Origin of the sequence: Kibdelosporangium phytohabitans (assembly GCF_001302585.1) — a bacterium.
GTDB lineage: Bacteria > Actinomycetota > Actinomycetes > Mycobacteriales > Pseudonocardiaceae > Kibdelosporangium > Kibdelosporangium phytohabitans.
In genome coordinates this window covers 1712198-1730970 of sequence record NZ_CP012752.1, presented here as the reverse complement: position 1 = coordinate 1730970, position 18773 = coordinate 1712198, and the positions used below count along the sequence as shown (strand labels likewise).

The following is an 18773-nucleotide window of genomic DNA, read 5'->3' as shown; positions in this document are numbered from 1 at the left end:
CCGGGAACTACCCGAAACGGGCGTGTTTTCGTTTCACAGCAGCGGGAGCTTGGTGCGATCCCGGTCCGCGAGCGGCAGTTCACCGGAGGCGAGTCGTACAAACCGGGCAGCGATCGGCTCCCAGGCCTCCGCGATCTCGGCGTGCACTGTGTCGAGGTTCTCCCGCTCGAGCGCCCCTGGCCGCGCGGTCGCGGCGGCCTGTGGGCCCATCTCGGCCCACTTGAGCACGATGTCGGTGGTCGTCTCGATGTGGAACTGCAGGCCGTACGCGCAGCCGTTGACCCGGAAGGCTTGGTTCGGGTACTTGCCCGACGACATCATCAGGTCCGCTCCCGGCGGCAGCCGGTCGATCGAGTCGACGTGGAACTGCATCACGTCGAGCATCAGCGGGCAGTCGGCGAACAGCGGATCGGTCCACGCCAGGTCCCGCTTGGCAACCAGCGACGGCCCGACCTCGGGCCCGGCGTCGCCGACGACGACCCGGCCACCCGTCGCAACGGCCAGGAGCTGACCGCCCAGGCACACCCCGAGCACGGGGACGCGGTTACCGGTGGCGGACGCCAGCAACTGCCGCACGTCCTTGAGCCACGGGTGTTTCACGTCGTCCAACGCGCCCATCTCGCCGCCGAGGCACACCACGCCCTGATAGCCGTCGAGCGCGGGCAGGGGCTCGGCGAAGGGGCGCACCACGTGCAGGTCCGCGCCGGCCGCGGCCAGCCAGTCCCCGAGGTTGGCCGCCGGGTCGGAGTCGTCCGGCTGGATCACGAGCAGGCGAGTCATACCTGCAACGGTAGAACCTCTGTTCGGCCGGTCGCCGAACGCCCCATTCGTTGTGTGACAGCGATTGGGCCTGCACTCGGCCCGGGTCACCGACAAAGCGGTATCCGATCGCCGAACAGCTGTGGTTGGGCGTGGCGTTGGCCACATCAGGAAGATCGGCACATCGCCCGGTCCCCGATCGACGGCCCACGGCGTGGCTGCGGCGGTAAGGGCCGACGCGCGTCCGCAGCCACTGCTTCGCCAGCGTGTAGACCGGTGCGACCCGCAACACACTCTCGAAAGGACCATCCGCCCTCACTGCGAGTCGCGGGGCTCCGACTGCCCATCGACGGCAGGGCTCCCTCTGTGAATTGCCAAACCACTCCGTGAGCAAGGAAGCGTCGTCTCCACCGCACCAACAAGGTTTCCGTTTGCCCGAAACAGAAAGGGCCCCGCAGCGTCGCTGCGGGGCCCTTCCAAGTCTCAAGGTGCGCTGGTAAAGCCCACCGCATCCAACGCTGGATCAAACAACACGCACCATGGGGGTCCGGGGGCTCGGCCCCCAGAAAACGCCAATAAAAAGAGGCCCGGTTCGCGCTTTCCGCGAACCGGGCCTCCCACATTTAATTGCGGCGGTGTCCTACTCTCCCACACCGTACCCAGTGCAGTACCATCGGCGCTGAAGAGCTTAGCTTCCGGGTTCGGAATGGGACCGGGCGTTTCCTCTTCGCTAAAACCACCGCAAACCTATGAAATTCAACAGACCACGCCCTAAATCAACAGAGCGCCCGGTCTGGTGTTTCAGAAACCGTACAGTGGATGCGTAACATCTTTGTGAGCAAGTCCTCGGCCTATTAGTACCAGTCAACTCCACACGTTACCGTGCTTCCATCTCTGGCCTATCAACCCAGTCGTCTAGCTGGGAGCCTTAACCCACAAAGGGGTGGGAGACCTCATCTTGGAACGAGCTTCCCGCTTAGATGCCTTCAGCGGTTATCCCTTCCGAACGTAGCCAACCAGCCATGCCCTTGGCAGAACAACTGGCACACCAGAGGTTCGTCCGTCCCGGTCCTCTCGTACTAGGGACAGCCTTCCTCAAGTCTCCTACGCGCGCGGCGGATAGGGACCGAACTGTCTCACGACGTTCTAAACCCAGCTCGCGTACCGCTTTAATGGGCGAACAGCCCAACCCTTGGGACCTACTCCGGCCCCAGGATGCGACGAGCCGACATCGAGGTGCCAAACCATGCCGTCGATATGGACTCTTGGGCAAGATCAGCCTGTTATCCCCGGGGTACCTTTTATCCGTTGAGCGACCACGCTTCCACAAGCCATGGCCGGATCACTAGTTCCGACTTTCGTCCCTGCTCGACCCGTCAGTCTCACAGTCAAGCCCCCTTGTGCACTTGCACTCAACACCTGATTGCCAACCAGGCTGAGGGAACCTTTGAGCGCCTCCGTTACTCTTTGGGAGGCAACCGCCCCAGTTAAACTACCCACCAGGCACTGTCCCTGAACCAGATCATGGTCCGAGGTTAGACACCCAATTCGACCAGAGTGGTATTTCAACAATGACTCCACCCTAACTAGCGTCAGAGCTTCACAGTCTCCCACCTATCCTACACAAGCCGAACCGAGCACCAATACCAAGCTATAGTAAAGGTCCCGGGGTCTTTCCGTCCTGCCGCGCGTAACGAGCATCTTTACTCGTAGTGCAATTTCACCGGGCCTGTGGTTGAGACAGCCGAGAAGTCGTTACGCCATTCGTGCAGGTCGGAACTTACCCGACAAGGAATTTCGCTACCTTAGGATGGTTATAGTTACCACCGCCGTTTACTGGCGCTTAAATTCTGAGCTTCGCCACTCACGTGACTAACCCGTCCTCTTAACGTTCCAGCACCGGGCAGGCGTCAGTCCGTATACATCGTCTTACGACTTCGCACGGACCTGTGTTTTTAGTAAACAGTCGCTTCTCGCTGGTCTCTGCGGCCACACAACGCTCCAGGAGCAAGTCCCTTCACGCCACACGGCCCCCCTTCTCCCGAAGTTACGGGGGCATTTTGCCGAGTTCCTTAACCACAGTTCACCCGAACGCCTTAGTATTCTCTACCTGACCACCTGTGTCGGTTTAGGGTACGGGCCGCTTGAACACTCACTAGAGGCTTTTCTCGGCAGCATAGGATCATCCACTTCGCCTCAATCGGCTACGCATCACGTCTCAGGATACACCCAGTGCGGATTTACCTACACCAGACCCTACACGCTTACACCAGTTAATCCACTCACTGGCGGAACTACCTTCCTGCGTCACCCCATCGCTTGACTAATACGGAATCGGTTCCCACGCTCCACAACAAACCTCACCCGAAGGTTCAGAAAGCTGCTTTGGGTGGTTAGCATCAACCGCCTCATCATGGGCGCGTTCACGCGGGTACGGGAATATCAACCCGTTGTCCATCGACTACGCCTGTCGGCCTCGCCTTAGGTCCCGACTTACCCTGGGCGGATTAGCCTGGCCCAGGAACCCTTGGTCATCCGGCGGCAGAGGTTCTCACTCTGCTTTCGCTACTCATGCCTGCATTCTCACTCCCATAGCCTCCACGGCTGACTTCCGTCGCCGCTTCCATGGCTACAGGACGCTCCCCTACCCATCCGCACGACTGCATAAGACTCCGAAGAACCAAATGGATCACATGTACGAATGACACAGCTTCGGCGGTACGCTTAAGCCCCGCTACATTGTCGGCGCAGGACCACTTGACCAGTGAGCTATTACGCACTCTTTCAAGGGTGGCTGCTTCTAAGCCAACCTCCTGGTTGTCTGGGCGACCCCACATCCTTTCCCACTTAGCGCACACTTAGGGGCCTTAGCTGGTGTTCTGGGCTGTTTCCCTCTCGACTATGAAGCTTATCCCCCACAGTCTCACTGCCGCGCTCTCACTCACCGGTATTCGGAGTTTGGTTGATTTTGGTAAGCTTGTAGGCCCCCTAGACCATCCAGTGCTCTACCCCCGATGAGAAACACACGACGCTGCACCTAAATGCATTTCGGGGAGAACCAGCTATCACGGAGTTTGATTGGCCTTTCACCCCTACCCACAGCTCATCCCCCAGGTTTTCAACCCTGGTGGGTTCGGGCCTCCACACCGTCTTACCGGCGCTTCACCCTGGCCATGGGTAGATCACTCCGCTTCGGGTCTAGACCACGCGACTCAACGCCCTATTCAGACTCGCTTTCGCTACGGCTACCCCACACGGGTTAACCTCGCCACGCAGCACTAACTCGCAGGCTCATTCTTCAAAAGGCACGCCATCACCCCGTAAGGCTCTGACGGCTTGTAGGCACACGGTTTCAGGTACTCTTTCACTCCCCTCCCGGGGTACTTTTCACCTTTCCCTCACGGTACTAGTCCGCTATCGGTCATCAGGAAGTATTTAGGCTTAACGGGTGGTCCCGCCAAATTCACAGCAAATTCCACGAGCTCGCTGCTACTCGGGAACACCACCAAGGAAGATCACGCGCTTTCGCCTACGGGACTCTCACCCTCTACGGCTCGGCTTTCCAGACCGATTCGACTAGCAACATGATTTTATGACTCCCCGGTCGGTTGACAGCCCGACCCAGTGGGTCCCACGACCCCCACTACGCAACCCCTGTCAGGTATCACACGCAGCAGGTTTAGCCTCATCCGCTTTCGCTCGCCACTACTCACGGAATCACGGTTGTTTTCTCTTCCTACGGGTACTGAGATGTTTCACTTCCCCGCGTTCCCTCCACACACCCTATATATTCAGGTGCGGGTGACACCCCATAACGGGTGCCGGGTTTCCCCATTCGGAAATCCTCGGATCACAGCTCGGTTGACAGCTCCCCGAGGCATATCGCAGCCTCCCACGTCCTTCATCGGCTCCTGATGCCAAGGCATCCACCGTATGCCCTTAACAACTTGACCACAAAGATGCTCGCATCCACTGTACAGTTCTCAAACACCACACCAGAAAAGCCACTCACCACTGACAAGACCTACCGAACCAACGCTCGACGGTTTCAAGTCGGAGTAACTCCGGTCAGCACTGAAGCCTCGCACGCCAACGCGTGTTGCCTCAGGACCCAACAGTGTATCGACCCATTTGCAGCATTGACTGCGGAAGACCAGTAGTTCCACGGTTTCTTGAGCTCCACCCCGTGAACGCATGCCACGGCAGATGGTTCTCCTGCACAACCCGCTCGGCACCCTTGCGGATGCTTACTAGTGCTGTGAGGTGATGTGCTCCTTAGAAAGGAGGTGATCCAGCCGCACCTTCCGGTACGGCTACCTTGTTACGACTTCGTCCCAATCGCCAGTCCCACCTTCGACCACTCCCTCCCACAAGGGGTTAGGCCGTGGGCTTCGGGTGTTACCGACTTTCGTGACGTGACGGGCGGTGTGTACAAGGCCCGGGAACGTATTCACCGCAGCGTTGCTGATCTGCGATTACTAGCGACTCCGACTTCATGGGGTCGAGTTGCAGACCCCAATCCGAACTGAGACCAGCTTTAAGGGATTCGCTCCACCTCACGGTCTCGCAGCCCTCTGTACTGGCCATTGTAGCATGTGTGAAGCCCTGGACATAAGGGGCATGATGACTTGACGTCATCCCCACCTTCCTCCGAGTTGACCCCGGCAGTCTCCCATGAGTCCCCGGCATTACCCGCTGGCAACATGGAACGAGGGTTGCGCTCGTTGCGGGACTTAACCCAACATCTCACGACACGAGCTGACGACAGCCATGCACCACCTGCACACCAACCACAAGGGAAGCCCTATCTCTAGGGATGTCTGGCGCATGTCAAGCCCAGGTAAGGTTCTTCGCGTTGCATCGAATTAATCCACATGCTCCGCCGCTTGTGCGGGCCCCCGTCAATTCCTTTGAGTTTTAGCCTTGCGGCCGTACTCCCCAGGCGGGGCGCTTAATGCGTTAGCTACGGCACGGAACCCGTGGAAAGAGCCCCACACCTAGCGCCCAACGTTTACGGCGTGGACTACCAGGGTATCTAATCCTGTTCGCTCCCCACGCTTTCGCTCCTCAGCGTCAGTATCGGCCCAGAGACCCGCCTTCGCCACCGGTGTTCCTCCTGATATCTGCGCATTTCACCGCTACACCAGGAATTCCAGTCTCCCCTACCGAACTCAAGTCTGCCCGTATCGACCGCAAGCCCAGGGTTAAGCCCCAGGTTTTCACGACCGACGCAACAAACCGCCTACGAGCTCTTTACGCCCAATAATTCCGGACAACGCTCGCACCCTACGTATTACCGCGGCTGCTGGCACGTAGTCAGCCGGTGCTTCTTCTCCAGGTACCGTCACTCTCGCTTCGTCCCTGGCGAAAGAGGTTTACAACCCGAAGGCCGTCATCCCTCACGCGGCGTCGCTGCGTCAGGCTTTCGCCCATTGCGCAATATTCCCCACTGCTGCCTCCCGTAGGAGTCTGGGCCGTGTCTCAGTCCCAGTGTGGCCGGTCGCCCTCTCAGGCCGGCTACCCGTCGTCGCCTTGGTAGGCCATTACCCCACCAACAAGCTGATAGGCCGCGGGTTCATCCTGCACCGCCGGAACTTTCCACCCCCAACCATGCGACTGGAGGTCATATCCGGTATTAGACCCAGTTTCCCGGGCTTATCCCAGAGTGCAGGGCAGATTACCCACGTGTTACTCACCCGTTCGCCGCTCGTGTACCCCGAAGGGCCTTACCGCTCGACTTGCATGTGTTAAGCACGCCGCCAGCGTTCGTCCTGAGCCAGGATCAAACTCTCCAACAATGCTTTGTCAAAGGTTCGACGTCCTGACAAACCAGAACTCATCTGGTCCATCTGTCCATCTCAAAGGAACCTCTCGACGAGGTTCATAAAAGCTCTACTGGCTTTCAATAGATCGACACACTGTTGAGTTCTCAAACAACACACGCACATCTTTTTAGTCCGGCATTTAGCCGACCCGCAAAGAGGCTTGCACTGCAAAGTCTTTGTTTTCTTCGGTTTTGCCACTCTACCAGGCTTCCGATTCGGCCCGGCGAGGGGCCCAACTAGAAGCTCAGCTGGTTGGTGGCACGTCGTAGAACCTTACTCGGTCCGATTCGCGGTGTCAAATCCGCTCGACCCGGTGGGCTGTTCCTTGCTCAGGTTACCTGAGAGGCTTTCTGCCCTTCGCCGTCCCCGCCAGGCTCTTTCGTCCTGTTCCGTCCGGCTGTCCTTGCGACGGGGAGAAAGTTACTCAGGTGCCGGGGGCAATGTCAAATCGGCTGGTCAGAGGCCTGAGCCAGAGGTTTCGCTCCCCTGCGGAGGACAGCACCTCGGCCATCTCGGCGAGCGGAGTCGTCTGCTGGTCGCCCACGAACGCGGCCTCGTAGCCCCACGTGCGGAACTCGCGGAGCGCGGTCAACGGGTCGTCGCCGAGCTCCTTCATCGCCGACGACGAGAACGAGCAGATCACGTGCGGCCGGTCCCTGCGCAGCAACCGGACCAGGCCACCCAACGCGCGGTGCGTGCGGCCGGGCACATCCGCCTTGACCACGGACAACCTGAGTTTCCGCAGCCCCGGCAACGCCTCGATGGCACGGTCGAGGCGGACCGATCTCACCGTTCGCGCCGGCTCACCCGACCCCGGCCAGACGCTCACCCCGCCACCGAGAGCCGGGTCGGTCACGAGCGTTCCCTCGGTGTCCCACGCCGCGGCGTCCACCACGAACAGCCGGTCGGCCAAGTGCTCGGGCGCGTTGGCTGTGACGTTGCGTTTGAGCAGGTCGACCGCCTTGGGATCGGGTTCCACGGCGACCACCGCGCCCGAGTTGCCCATCCGGGTGAGCATCCGCAGTGTGTGGTAGCCCACATACGCGCCGACGTCGAGGAACACCCCGTCGGGTTCGATCAGCGAGTCGATCAGGTCGGCGACCGGTTGTTCCCAAACACCGTTGCTGGACAACAGAGGCAGCATCGCGATGTCGTCGGACGGCAGGCGCAGCAGGCCCGCGTCGCAGAGCACGAGCGAGCTCCCGTCCACCCGGCCGTGTACCCGTTCGTGTTCCCTGACCACCACTCGTCGCAGTGCGTCAGCGGTTCGGGTCGAGGCCGACGCCGTCCGGGTGTTCTCGTCACGTTCACGCGATTGGGCGACAAGCCGGTCTTCGAGGCTCTCGATCCGGCGCAGCGCGGTGTCGAGCTGGGTCGTCAGCCGGTCCACCCGGTGGTCCGGTCCGGCGGGCGCCGCCTCGACCCGCCGCACCGCCGCCAGGTCCTCCTGGCGGCGGAGCACTTCCCTCGTCGACCGCTCAGTCGAGTCCACAATGGAACTCAGCATCGTGCGGACGTGGTTGTCGTAGTGGTTGAGCACACGCAGGACGGCTTTGCGCAGCGCGGGCGCCATCGGGATGCGGTGCCCGACCTCGACGTCCGGCTCGCGCAGCAACGCGTGCCTGGCAGCCTGCAACGGCGCGAACGGATCCGGTTCACCCGCGAGCTTGCGGCCGTGCTCCACCCGCCAGTTGCGGTACGCGTGCTCCACCCGTTCCCTCAATTGCTCGGCTGAGATCCCCACCGCGCGCACGGCCAGCACACGGGCCCGGCCCGCCGCGCCGATCTTGTCGGCCATGGCGACGTCCGGGGCGAGCTCGCGCATCAGCCTGCCCGCGTGCCGCACGTGCTCACTTTGACCGTCCACACGGGACACAAAAACCACGCTGTCCGAATCGAACAGTTCGACCGCGACACCGACGTTCGTCGTGATCAGCGGAACTCCCCTGGCGGCAACCGAACTCAGCTCGGTCGACGACGGGCATTCCTTGTCGTGCAACAAAACGACCCAGTCCGCCGCGTCGATCGCGAGCCGGTGCGCCGATTCGGTCTCGACCAGCCGGATCCGCCGGTCGTGCGCGGTGGCCAGCCTGAGGCGCTCGGCCGCGGCTCGTTGCCCCGCCGCACCCCGGACAGCCAGCAGCAGCGACACGTCCGACCGGTCCGGGAAGGCCGCGCGGAAGGCGGCGACCACGTCGGTCTCGTTGGAACAGCAGCCCTCTTCGTGGTCGACGAAACTCGTGAAGACGGCACCGCTGTGCAGGCCGAGGCTCGTCATCGCCTCGGTGCGTTCGTCCTCGTCCCGTTCGCCCTGGTCGGGTACCGGCAGGACCACGGCTTCCGCCCCCGGCGGGGCGGGCCACGGCACCCATACGTCGTCAACACCGACCGGGGGTGCCGCCGGTTCGTCACGGACCTGGATCACGTACCGCTCACGCGGCAGGTCTGTCGCGTCATCGCAGCACAGCACCACGGGGTAGCGCGGGTCTGACGAGATGGGCAGGCCGGAGGCGCCGGCGCTCAGCCGTACGGACTCGGCGAGCGGGCCCACACCCAGCACGGACACGCCCAACTGGTCGACCAGTGGCACACGGACCGCCACCGGCGCTGGTACGGCGACCGGATGCAACCGTCCCTGTAGCACGCCTTCGGTCTCGCACCACCGCCGGAACTCGTCCGCGTTGGCCCCGAACGGGTCCGGATAACGCTCACGCAGCCACGGGTCGCCTTCCCAGAGCGCGCTCGCCCACACGGTGCTGCCCGACTGGCCGTCGACAGGCGCGCACGCCCAACGGAGAAAAGCTTTCTCGTCGGTCGCCGCAGGCGGTGGTTCCGCACCTAGCACCTGCGCTTCGTGCCATGCGGCACGGAAACGGGCGCGGAGTCCGTTGGGCAGGACCGTCCCGTCCGACAACCGGGCGAACGGCCTGCCTTTGGCGGACAGCCCGGCGTCGACGAGTTTCGCCCGGTAGTCGTCGCAGAGGCTTTCCAGGCCGGGGCGCTCCGACAGCAGGGTCCGCGGCCGGTCGGTGATGCCCGCCGACAGCAGCCACGGCTTCTTCGGGTCGAAGCCGTGGAAGTGCACGGTCCGCAGCATCACCGGTTCGCCGATCGGCACGGGCATCGCGCAGTAGCCGTTGGTCAGCAGCTCGGCGTCGCGCTGGCCCGCGTTCCACACCGAGAGGCCGACTCCGACGTCCCGGATGACGTGGTGCCTGGCCAGCGCGGGCAGTCCGTCGAGAAAGCCGTCGGCCGCTTCCGGCGCCCTGGCCGCGTGCTGCGCCCACGACGTCAGCACGTCCCGGGCGCCCGGTCCGACCGCGAGGAATCCCGGTTCGTAGACACCGGCTTCGATCAGGTCTTCCGGTGTCGGGGCCAGGCCGTCGTGCGGCAGGGGCTGCAACACCCGCGGCACCAAGGCGAAGTCGCCTTGGTTCAACGCGTCCTTGACGATCGTGTCGACTGACGCGAGGACGAGGACGCACGGGTCGAGGTACAGCACTGGCCCGTTGACCAGGAGTGTCTGCAGCAACCGAGGCCGCAGCACGGCACGGACCTGGTCGGCTGTGTAGGCCGTCGACAGCATCGCCAGCTCGGCTTCGTCGACGCCGATGTCGGCGGGGGTCAGCACGTCCCCGCCGGGTTCGCCGTCGACGAGCAGGATGTCGAACCTCGCGCCCGGGTGGGTTGCCCGGAACGACTCGGCTGTCACCCTGGCGGCGGGAAGCTGGGCACTGGTCGCCACTGTGCACGCAGACACTTCGGTCACAGACACGAAAGTAGCGCGCCGAAGATCACGGCTGTGCCGGTGGCACCCCGAGCCTCCCGTCGCCCCAGGTCAGCAAGGTTTCAGGGAGTTCGGTGGCCGAGTACGCGGTGCAAGGCCCGCTTCGGGTCGCGGTCGGCGCCGGTCGCGACCCAGCCGACGAACCCGTCCGGCCGCACGAGCACAGCGCCGCCGGCGGCGATCACGTCCGGGAGCACCAGCACCTGGATGTCCGTATCCGGTGCCACGGGCTGCCCCACCAGCAACGTCCAGCGCGAACCGATCAGGTCGAGCACCGACACGCGGCCGCGATCCGAGTCGGCCCAGCGGTGCGGGAACCGGCGGCCGGGCTGGATCACGTCGGCCAGCACGTCGGCGTCCGCGGTGCCGTCGTCGGCGACTGCGCCGGATCGATAGCGGTAGCACAGCATTCCCCGCAGGTAGTCGACCGCGACCGTGTCGTAGAGGCGATCCGGGTCCACCCGGTCCTGGTAGCCCTCGTGCATGCGGCGGGACAACGTGAGGGAGGCGTCGATGGCCGCGAGCCGTTCCGGTTCGTAGCTGTCCAGCAGGCGGGGTGCGGCCTGGCCCGCGAGGACGGCGGCGATCTTCCACGCCAGGTTGTGGCCGTCCTGGATTCCGGTGTTCATGCCGAGCCCGCCCGCGGAACTCTGCACGTGCGCGGCGTCACCCACCAGGAAGACCCGGCCCTTCCTGAGTTCCGACGCGACGCCGACCGCCGCTTCCCACGCGTTGACCGAGTGCAGGTCGATGGCAATTCCGTCGTCGCCGATCGCCGCGCGGAGCAGTTCGACGGTCCTCTGCTCGGACAGTTCGGTGAGCTCCGCCGGTTTGCCCGGGTAATCCATGATGTGCGACGACCACTGGTCGCGGCCGTTTTTCGAGAACAGCGTGGCGTAGACGCTGTCATTGCGGACAAAACAAGCACCGGTGCCCCACTTTTCCACGACGTTCCCCAGATCCGCGCGGAAGAAAGCCGTGTTCAGCCTGGCCACCACGCGCCGATCCGGCATCGTGATGCCGAGCCGCCCGCGGACGGAACTCCTGGCGCCGTCGGCGGCGATCAGGTACTTCGCCACGATTTCCTCGGTCTCACCGGTGGCCAGGTCGACGACTTCGGCACGGACGTCCGTGTCGCCCGCTTCGAAACCGGTGAGTTCCGCGCCGAATCGGACTGTGCTCCTGCCGGTGAGGTAGTCGAGGGTGAGTCGTTGCACTTCCGACTGGGTCATGTTCTGCCTGGCGTCGACCGGGCTGCACGTTTCCAGCCGCTTCGCATAGCGTTCCGGCAAGCCGGTGACCTGCTGCGTCGCGCCGAACGCGCTGTCCTTGTAAATTCCGGCCATCGGTGTCGCGGCCGTCCAGGAGAGCCGCTCGGTCTCGGGCCCCAGCCCGATTGAGCGGAACAGTTCGAGTGTGCGCAGGCTCGCTCCCGCGCGAGGCGGGGCCGCGGTCGGATCGCGTTTGTCGATCACGACCGCGCCCACGCCCCAATGCGCGAGAAACGCCGCCGTCGAGAGGCCCACTGGTCCGGCGCCGACCACAAGCACCGGGATTTCCCGAGTTCTCATGGCCACACCGTGGACCCTCAAGCCGCCTTGAGATCAAGGAGTCGCCGGCAGGAACTTCGGTGGTTTGCGTGCCGAGGTGTGCTGTTCGAACGCGTACGCGAGCGACAGGAGTCTGCCGTCCGACCAGCGGCCCGCCATGAACGAGACGCCGACTGGCAGTTCGCCGGCGAATCCGGCCGGGACGGTCACCGCCGGGTAGCCGGCGACCGCGGCGGGCGTCGACGACGGGATGATGTCGTTGTCGCCGGTCACGCAGTTCGTCTTCCACGCGGGCGGGTTCGTCGGCGCGATGATCGCGTCGAGCCGGTGTGTGGCCAGCGTCTCGTCGATCGACCGTTTCGCCAGGTCGGTGAGTTCCCTGCGGCCTGCCTGGTAGCCGGGGTCGGTCGGCGGCGGTGCGGCCAGCGCGGCTTCGAACAGCTCCTGCCCTTCGAAGCAGGTCCGCTCCAGCGGGTCGTTCTTGTTGTACTCGATCAACGCGGCCAGGTCGCGTGGGCCGTTGCGGGTGGCCAGGTACTTGTCGATGTCCCGGTGGAACTCGGTGAGCAGCGCGGGGAACTCCAGCTGGGCGATGCGTTCCTGGTAGGGCATCCGGATCTCGACGACCTGCGCGCCGCGGGCTCGCAGCTGCTCGGCGGACCTCGTCATCACGGCGTCCACGTCCGGTCCGAGGACCGGCAGCCGCCACAGACCGATCCGGGTGCCTTTCAGCGAGCGCGTGTCGAGACGGTAGTCACGCGGCTGGACGGTCGCGGTCGCGCGGGTTGCCGGGTCCTGGGGGTCATGGCCGCGCAGTGCCGCCAGCGTGAGCGCCGAGTCGATGACGTGCCTGCTCATCGGGCCCGCGGTGTCCTGTTCGGCGGAGATGGGCACGACTCCGGTCCGGCTGACCAGCCCGAGCGTGGGTTTGTGCCCGACGATCCCGGTCATCCCGGCCGGGCACACGACCGAGCCGTCGGTTTCCGTGCCGATCGCCACCTGCGCCAGCGACGCCGCGACCGCGGCACCCGATCCGGCGGAGGAACCACACGGATTGCGGTCGAGGACATACGGGTTGTGGGTCTGCCCGCCGACCCCGGACCACCCGGACGTGGGTTTCGCGGCGCGGAAGTTCGCCCATTCGGAGAGATTCGCCTTACCCAGGATGACCGCGCCCGCCGCGCGCAGACGTTGCACGAGGAATGCGTCTTTCGCGGGCGGTGCGCCCATCAACGCGCGGGAACCCCCTGTGGTCCGCAGCCCGGCGGTGTCGATGTTGTCCTTGAGCAGGACGGGGATGCCGTCGAGCGGACCGCGTGATCTGCCTTCCCGGCGTCGCCGGTCGCTGGCTTTGGCCTGGTCGGTCGCGGTGGGGTCGAGCAGCACGACCGAATTGATCTTGCCGTCGAGCGCGCGGATCCTGGCCAGGTACAGCTCGGTCAGCCGCACCGCGGTCACCTTGCCGCGATCCATCCTGCTCTGCAGGTCGGGGATCGTGGCGCGATCGAGGTCGAAGGCCGGAGCCGCGGCAACCGGCGCCGCCAGGGTGGCGAGCAGGACAAGTGGTGTGGTGAAGCGCAGCCATCGCACGACCTCCACCACACTCCCGGCGGGCACGGGCGTCAACCTCCGATCGGCCGGGGGGGGCAACCGTTTCGCGCCGGGTGGAGTATTTCCGGGCATGAGATTCCACGGTGGCTCCCGCGAGCTGGACCCAGCGTTCGAGGAATTCGTCCGCGCCCGCTCACCAGCGTTGCTGCGGACGGCATTCCTGCTGGTCGGCGACCGCGGCCACGCGGAGGACCTGCTGCAGACCACATTGTTGCGGGTCGCGTGGCGCTGGTCGGCTGCGAGCGCGCAGCCCGAAGCCTATGCGCGCCGTGTACTGGTCAACCTCACCCGCGACCGGTGGCGGAACCTGAGCCGCCGCGTGCGGGAAAGACACCAGTCCGACCTCCCCCAGCAGGCGTCGCTCGACTCGGCCGACCGGATCGCCGAACGGGACGCGCTGGTCCAGGCGTTGCGCCAGCTGCCGACGCGGCAACGCGAAGTCATCGTGTTCCGGTTCTACGCCGACCTGACGGTCGCGGACACCGCGCGTGCCCTCGGCTGCAATGCGGGCACAGTCAAGTCGTACACGAACCGGGCGTTGAGCCGGTTGCGCGAGCTGCTCGGGGAGCACCGAGAGATCGAGGTACAGAAATGATGGCCGAAGAAGAGCTGCGCGATCGGCTGCACGCCGACTTGGTCGGCGTGCAGCCGAGGAAGGACCTGCTCCAGACGATCGCCCACCAGCACGCGCGCAGGCACAAGCGGGCCAGGGCCGGTCTGATCGGTGCGTCGCTGGCCGCGACCGCGTTGGTGGTGGCGTTGGTGGCCGGCTCGTTGTTCGCCGGCGACGACCCGTTGCCGATCCAGGCGGCTGTCCCGAGCGACGCCGAGATCCTCCAGCGTGCGCGTGACGCCGACAACGCGACGAGCAACATGATCATGCACGTCGTCGCGGACAGCGGGCTCTCCCCCACCCGCGGGCAGGCAGCGGACGGGACCACGCCACCGAAGATGGACGTCTGGTACATGCGCTCGGAGAACCGCGCCAGGATTCTCTGGCCGGGTTCCGTCGACATGACCGTCAAGCCCAACCTGTTGGAAACCGTCGACCTCAGCCGCAAGACGGTGACCTACGACGACAACTACCAACCCTCCGGCGACATGTTCTCGATCCTCACGGGTTCCGCGACAGGTGGCCCGGAGACCTGGTTCCAGCACCCCCTCAGGGTGGCGGCCAAGAACGACAGCGAGATCGTGCTCGGCGGAACAGGCTTCGACCTGGTGGTCGACGCCAGGACCTACCAGATCAAGCGCAACAGCTTCGGCAGTCTCACGCTGCTCGTCGACTGGCTGCCCGGCACGGACGAGAACCGGAAACTCCTCGAACACGCGGTTCCGGCGGACTTCACCAGGACCCTCCAGCGGACCCACAACCCCGGCAACGCGGTCCCACCGCCGCCGAGCAGCGGTTCGTCCGCCGAGAGCACCAAGCCGATCACTCCGGGAACTGTCACCAACACACCGGTGAACTGACAGAAGGGCCCTCGCACGCGAGGGCCCTTCGCCTTACAGGACGGGCAGTAAAGTGCTCAGCTCGTACGGCGTCACGCTGCGGCGGTAGTTGTCCCATTCGACACGCTTGTTGCGCAGGAAGAAGTCGTACACGTGCTCGCCGAGCGCCTCGGCCAGCAGTTCGGAGTTCTCCATCTCCGCCAGCGCCTCGCCCAGGTTCTGCGGCAAGTTCGCGTATCCGGCCGCACGACGCTCCGAATCGGACAGCGACCACACGTCGTCCTCGGCGGCGGCCGGGAGTTCGTACCCCTTCTGCACGCCCTGCAACCCAGCCGCGATGATCACCGCGTAGGCCAGGTACGGGTTGCACGCCGAGTCCAGGCTCCGGATCTCCACACGACGCGAAGACGCCTTGCCCGGCGAGTACATCGGCACACGCACCAGCGCCGAGCGGTTGGCGTGACCCCAGCACACGGCAGTGGGAGCCTCGCCGCCGACTATGAGGCGCTTGTACGAGTTCACCCACTGGTTCGTCACCGCGGAGATCTCACGTGCGTGTTTCAACAAGCCCGCCACGAACGCCTTACCGACCTCGGAGAGCTCGTAGGGGTCCTCGGCGTCATAGAACGCGTTGCGGTCGCCTTCGAACAAGCTCACGTGTGTGTGCATGCCCGAGCCGGGCTGGTCGGAGAACGGCTTCGGCATGAAGGACGCGTGCACACCCTGCGTCAACGCGACTTCCTTGACCACGTACCGGAACGTCATGACGTTGTCGGCCATGGTCAGCGCGTCGGCGTACCGCAGGTCGATCTCCTGCTGGCCGGGCGCGCCCTCGTGGTGGCTGAACTCGACCGAGATGCCCATCGCTTCCAGCGCCTCGATCGCGTGCCGCCGGAAATTGGTGGCCGTGGCGTGCGAGGCCTGGTCGAAGTAACCGCCGTTGTCGGCGGGTATCGGGACGCTTCCGTCCGACGGCAGGTCCTTGAGCAGGAAGAACTCGATCTCCGGGTGCACGTAGACGGTGAAGCCCGCCTCGCTGGCCCGCGCCAGTGAGCGGCGCAGCACGTGCCGCGGGTCCGCCCACGACGGCGAGGAGTCCGGCATCGTGATGTCGCAGAACATCCTGGCCGAGTAGTGGTCGCCCTCGGGCGTCTCCCACGGCAGCACCTGGAACGTCGACGGATCCGGCTTGGCGACCATGTCCGACTCGTAGACGCGGGCGAACCCCTGGATCGCCGAGCCGTCGAAGCCGATCCCCTCGGCGAACGCGCCTTCCAGTTCCGCGGGCGCGACCGCGACGGACTTCAGGAATCCCAGGACGTCGGTGAACCACAGCCGGACGAACCGGATGTCGCGCTCCTCGAGCGTCCGCAGGACGAACTCTTGCTGCCGATCCATGGCGTGAGCGTAGGCATGCCGTGTTACTTCTGTGTTTCGTGGGTGCCCGTTCGCCCCACTCGGCCCGACTGGATCACACTGGCTGACCAGCGATTCACCTAGTCGGACCGTCGGGTCCGACTAGGCCTGAGTGGGTCAAACTCGGCCCGACTGGATGTCAAAGTGGACCGTAAAAGGACCGTCGGACGCTTCGCTCACGGCATGAAGAACCCCCGGCGCCAACATGGCGACCGGGGGTTCGTCGTCGATCTTCGATCAGTCGCGCAGCGACCGCATCATGGCCAACATCGCATCCCTGGAGGCCCTCAGAATGGGCCCGTCAGGGTTCTTGCTGTCCCGCACCGCCTCCAGCGTGTGCGCCACGTCGACACACGTGTCCTGTCCGGAGCTGGCATTCTTCCAACGCAACTGCTCGTCGCCCGGTTGGTCTTGGGGTATGGTCATCCCTGCTTCCTTCCTTCGATCATCTTCCGGATGACCTCGGATGTCCGGTCCGAGGTCATCGCCCTTTCCTCGACCTCGCGGACCGCGTCGAAATAGTCCGCAACATCGTCTGGCTCCCACAGGAAAGCGCTCGCACGGTAATGCTCGACATGTACGATCGGCCGCGCCTTAGCGAATTCGAACAAGATAAAGTTGCCCGCGAGGCCGGGATGCCAACCGGGAGATGTACTCGGAACGATCCGAATCGTGATGTTCGGATGTTTGTCGACCATATCCAGCAAATGCTCAAGCTGATCGGTCATGATCTCCGCTGGCGCAATCGGTCGCGCAAACACCTCACTGTCGATCAGCGCGAGGAATTCGACCGGATCGCGGCGACGCGTCAGAACATCGCGGCGGCCAGCTCGTAGTGCGACTCGCGTATCCGTGTCAGGTCCGCGGGACAGCACGGCCCGCGCGTAGTCCGTGGTTTGCAACAGGCCAGGCAGGGTGAGTGGCGCGTAGTCGACGATGCGCACGGCGGTCTGCTCGTGCTCGATCAACTGCGCCAGCTGAGGACCGATGCTGGGCACGCCAGCGGTGAGTTCGCCGGGCCCTTCGGCGCGGCGGCGTAGCCCAAGCAGGCGTTCGCGGTCATCGCCGGTCACGGTGAGTGCGTCGAGGTAGTCGGTGAGCCGGTCGAGCGGTACGAGCCGGTTACCAGTCTCCCAGTGCGAGATGTTCGCGTTGGAGACTCCCAGCCGATCGGCCATCTGTCTGGTCGTCAGACCAGCGGTTTCGCGGAGTTCACGCAGCTCCGCGCCGAGCTCACGAGCCGCTGACGCACCTTTGTTTACCGCCATGTACCAAGCGTACGACGTACTACACAGTCGAGCGCTATCGCCCGATTGGGGCATTGCTTACATTGGTACGTAGCGCTCACTCTGGTACGTACCGCCGCTGCGATGCGGCACCACGCTACCGACAGGGCTGAGCGACATGGCGACGTACTCCGTCAGCGACGGCAACAGCGACGACGGACTCGACATGGAGTCCACCGACACCGGCATGGTGAAGCTCACCATCCGCAGCGAATCGGAGTACTTCTCGGTCGACAAGGCGCGAGAGATCCGGGACCTGCTGGCCCTCGTCATCGCCGACGCCGAGGGCGGCAGCAATGGCTGACTGGCTCACCACCGACACCATCTACCTGGCCGACGCCGTCGGGAACCCACGGCCCGCACAGGTCGGGGTAGTCCGGATCAACAAGCGGACCGTGTTCGGCATCCGACACAACCCGGACCAGCCGCGCGACGGCGACCTGCCTGACTACACGGTCGACCTCGAAGGCCTGAGCGACGTGATCACCACGCTCAACGAGCAGCGCCGCGCACTCCTGAAGGCAGGCGGGACGTTGTGATCGCCGACCTGCTCATGCTGGGCCTGTCCATCGGCTGGGTCCCAGCCATCTGGATCGCCCAGGCCATCTGCGACTGGTGGACCGAGCCGTCCCGCGTGTTCCTCCGCAAGATCTGGCGTGCTGACCGCGCCGAGCAGCTCCACCACCTCCTGATCAGGGGCTCCGCCGCCGGGTGGACGGCGTGCGTCGAGACCCGGCCCTCACCCGGGAGCAGCAGCCCGGGTGAGGGCGCCACAACGTTCGCGCCCGGCACCCTTCCCCCTCCGCCAGGCGCGGACACCCTGCCCGCCGTGCAACTGATTCCTGCGTACGGCGGGCAGGCCAAGACCCCGGTCGGCGTCGGCGCACCCCCCGACCCGGCGCCGACCGGGCTCACCAGGAGCACAGCGTGATGGCAGGCAGCACCTGGGGACCCACCGAAGGCGACGACAACGTTCCCCCTTGCCCGCGGCCACGCGGCTGCTACTGCACGTGGACGTGGCGCGACACCCGCTGGGTGAAGGGCGACGACCACACCGAATGCTTGGTCCACCCCGACCCGAAGCCTG

Annotated in this window: 12 protein-coding genes and 3 rRNA genes; 5 read left to right on the top strand and 10 right to left on the bottom strand. The window is 64.7% G+C overall.

All coding sequences use genetic code 11. The annotated features are described in order from the left end of the window. Positions 1-33: 33 nt before the first annotated feature. From AOZ06_RS07980 to AOZ06_RS07950, 7 genes are all read right to left on the bottom strand, one after another. Entirely contained in the window at positions 34-780 is a 747-nt protein-coding gene (locus AOZ06_RS07980) for a type 1 glutamine amidotransferase (RefSeq protein ID WP_054288849.1), read from the bottom strand. Positions 781-1386: 606 nt separating this feature from the next. Continuing rightward, a 5S ribosomal RNA gene (gene rrf, locus AOZ06_RS07975) occupies positions 1387-1503 on the bottom strand. Positions 1504-1593: 90 nt separating this feature from the next. Beyond that, positions 1594-4712, bottom strand: a 23S ribosomal RNA gene (locus AOZ06_RS07970). 326 nt (positions 4713-5038) lie between these two features. Beyond that, positions 5039-6557 (bottom strand): 16S ribosomal RNA (locus AOZ06_RS07965). The 16S, 23S and 5S rRNA genes sit together here, the layout of an rRNA operon. Before the next feature lie 451 nt (positions 6558-7008). Continuing rightward, entirely contained in the window at positions 7009-10353 is a 3345-nt protein-coding gene (locus tag AOZ06_RS07960) for an FkbM family methyltransferase (protein WP_157232905.1), read from the bottom strand. Positions 10354-10433: 80 nt separating this feature from the next. Further along, positions 10434-11942 (bottom strand): FAD-dependent monooxygenase, encoded by a 1509-nt coding sequence (locus AOZ06_RS07955; protein ID WP_054288847.1) that lies wholly within the window; start codon positions 11940-11942, stop codon positions 10434-10436. 33 nt (positions 11943-11975) lie between these two features. Next, a complete protein-coding gene (locus AOZ06_RS07950) occupies positions 11976-13538 on the bottom strand; it encodes an amidase (RefSeq protein WP_417999943.1) in 1563 nt (520 codons plus the stop codon). A gap of 64 nt (positions 13539-13602) precedes the next feature. Between AOZ06_RS07950 and AOZ06_RS07945 the strand changes: the two genes are divergently transcribed. Both AOZ06_RS07945 and AOZ06_RS07940 read left to right on the top strand, forming a co-directional pair. Continuing rightward, the gene (locus tag AOZ06_RS07945; RefSeq protein WP_054288846.1) at positions 13603-14127 is read left to right on the top strand and encodes a SigE family RNA polymerase sigma factor; all 525 of its coding nucleotides are present in this window, start codon (positions 13603-13605) and stop codon (positions 14125-14127) included. Continuing rightward, positions 14127-15005: a hypothetical protein gene (locus AOZ06_RS07940; protein ID WP_054288845.1), complete on the top strand. Its 879-nt coding sequence runs from the start codon at positions 14127-14129 to the stop codon at positions 15003-15005. The genes AOZ06_RS07945 and AOZ06_RS07940 overlap by 1 nt, the downstream gene beginning before the upstream one ends. Before the next feature lie 33 nt (positions 15006-15038). On the opposite strand, the gene AOZ06_RS07935 is transcribed toward AOZ06_RS07940, so the two are convergent. The 3 genes from AOZ06_RS07935 to AOZ06_RS07925 form a co-directional block, all read right to left on the bottom strand. Next, positions 15039-16382, bottom strand: coding sequence for a glutamine synthetase family protein (locus tag AOZ06_RS07935; protein ID WP_054288844.1), 1344 nt, complete (start codon positions 16380-16382; stop codon positions 15039-15041). A gap of 255 nt (positions 16383-16637) precedes the next feature. Next, positions 16638-16826 carry a DUF397 domain-containing protein gene (locus AOZ06_RS07930; protein ID WP_054288843.1) on the bottom strand — a complete coding sequence of 63 codons (189 nt, stop codon included), beginning with the start codon at positions 16824-16826 and terminating at the stop codon, positions 16638-16640. Continuing rightward, complete coding sequence (locus AOZ06_RS07925) at positions 16823-17668, bottom strand: helix-turn-helix domain-containing protein (RefSeq protein WP_063809985.1); 846 nt, start codon at positions 17666-17668, stop codon at positions 16823-16825. The genes AOZ06_RS07930 and AOZ06_RS07925 overlap by 4 nt, the downstream gene beginning before the upstream one ends. 136 nt (positions 17669-17804) lie before the next feature. Between AOZ06_RS07925 and AOZ06_RS07920 the strand changes: the two genes are divergently transcribed. Genes AOZ06_RS07920 through AOZ06_RS07910 form a run of 3 tightly spaced genes read left to right on the top strand, consistent with a single transcriptional unit; the run spans position 17805 to position 18617 of the window. Further along, positions 17805-17990, top strand: coding sequence for a hypothetical protein (locus AOZ06_RS07920; protein WP_054288841.1), 186 nt, complete (start codon positions 17805-17807; stop codon positions 17988-17990). Beyond that, positions 17983-18225 (top strand): hypothetical protein, encoded by a 243-nt coding sequence (locus AOZ06_RS07915; RefSeq protein ID WP_054288840.1) that lies wholly within the window; start codon positions 17983-17985, stop codon positions 18223-18225. The genes AOZ06_RS07920 and AOZ06_RS07915 overlap by 8 nt, the downstream gene beginning before the upstream one ends. Continuing rightward, a complete protein-coding gene (locus AOZ06_RS07910) occupies positions 18222-18617 on the top strand; it encodes a hypothetical protein (protein WP_054288839.1) in 396 nt (131 codons plus the stop codon). Before AOZ06_RS07915 ends, AOZ06_RS07910 begins: the two co-directional genes overlap by 4 nt. Positions 18618-18773 lie beyond the last annotated feature (156 nt).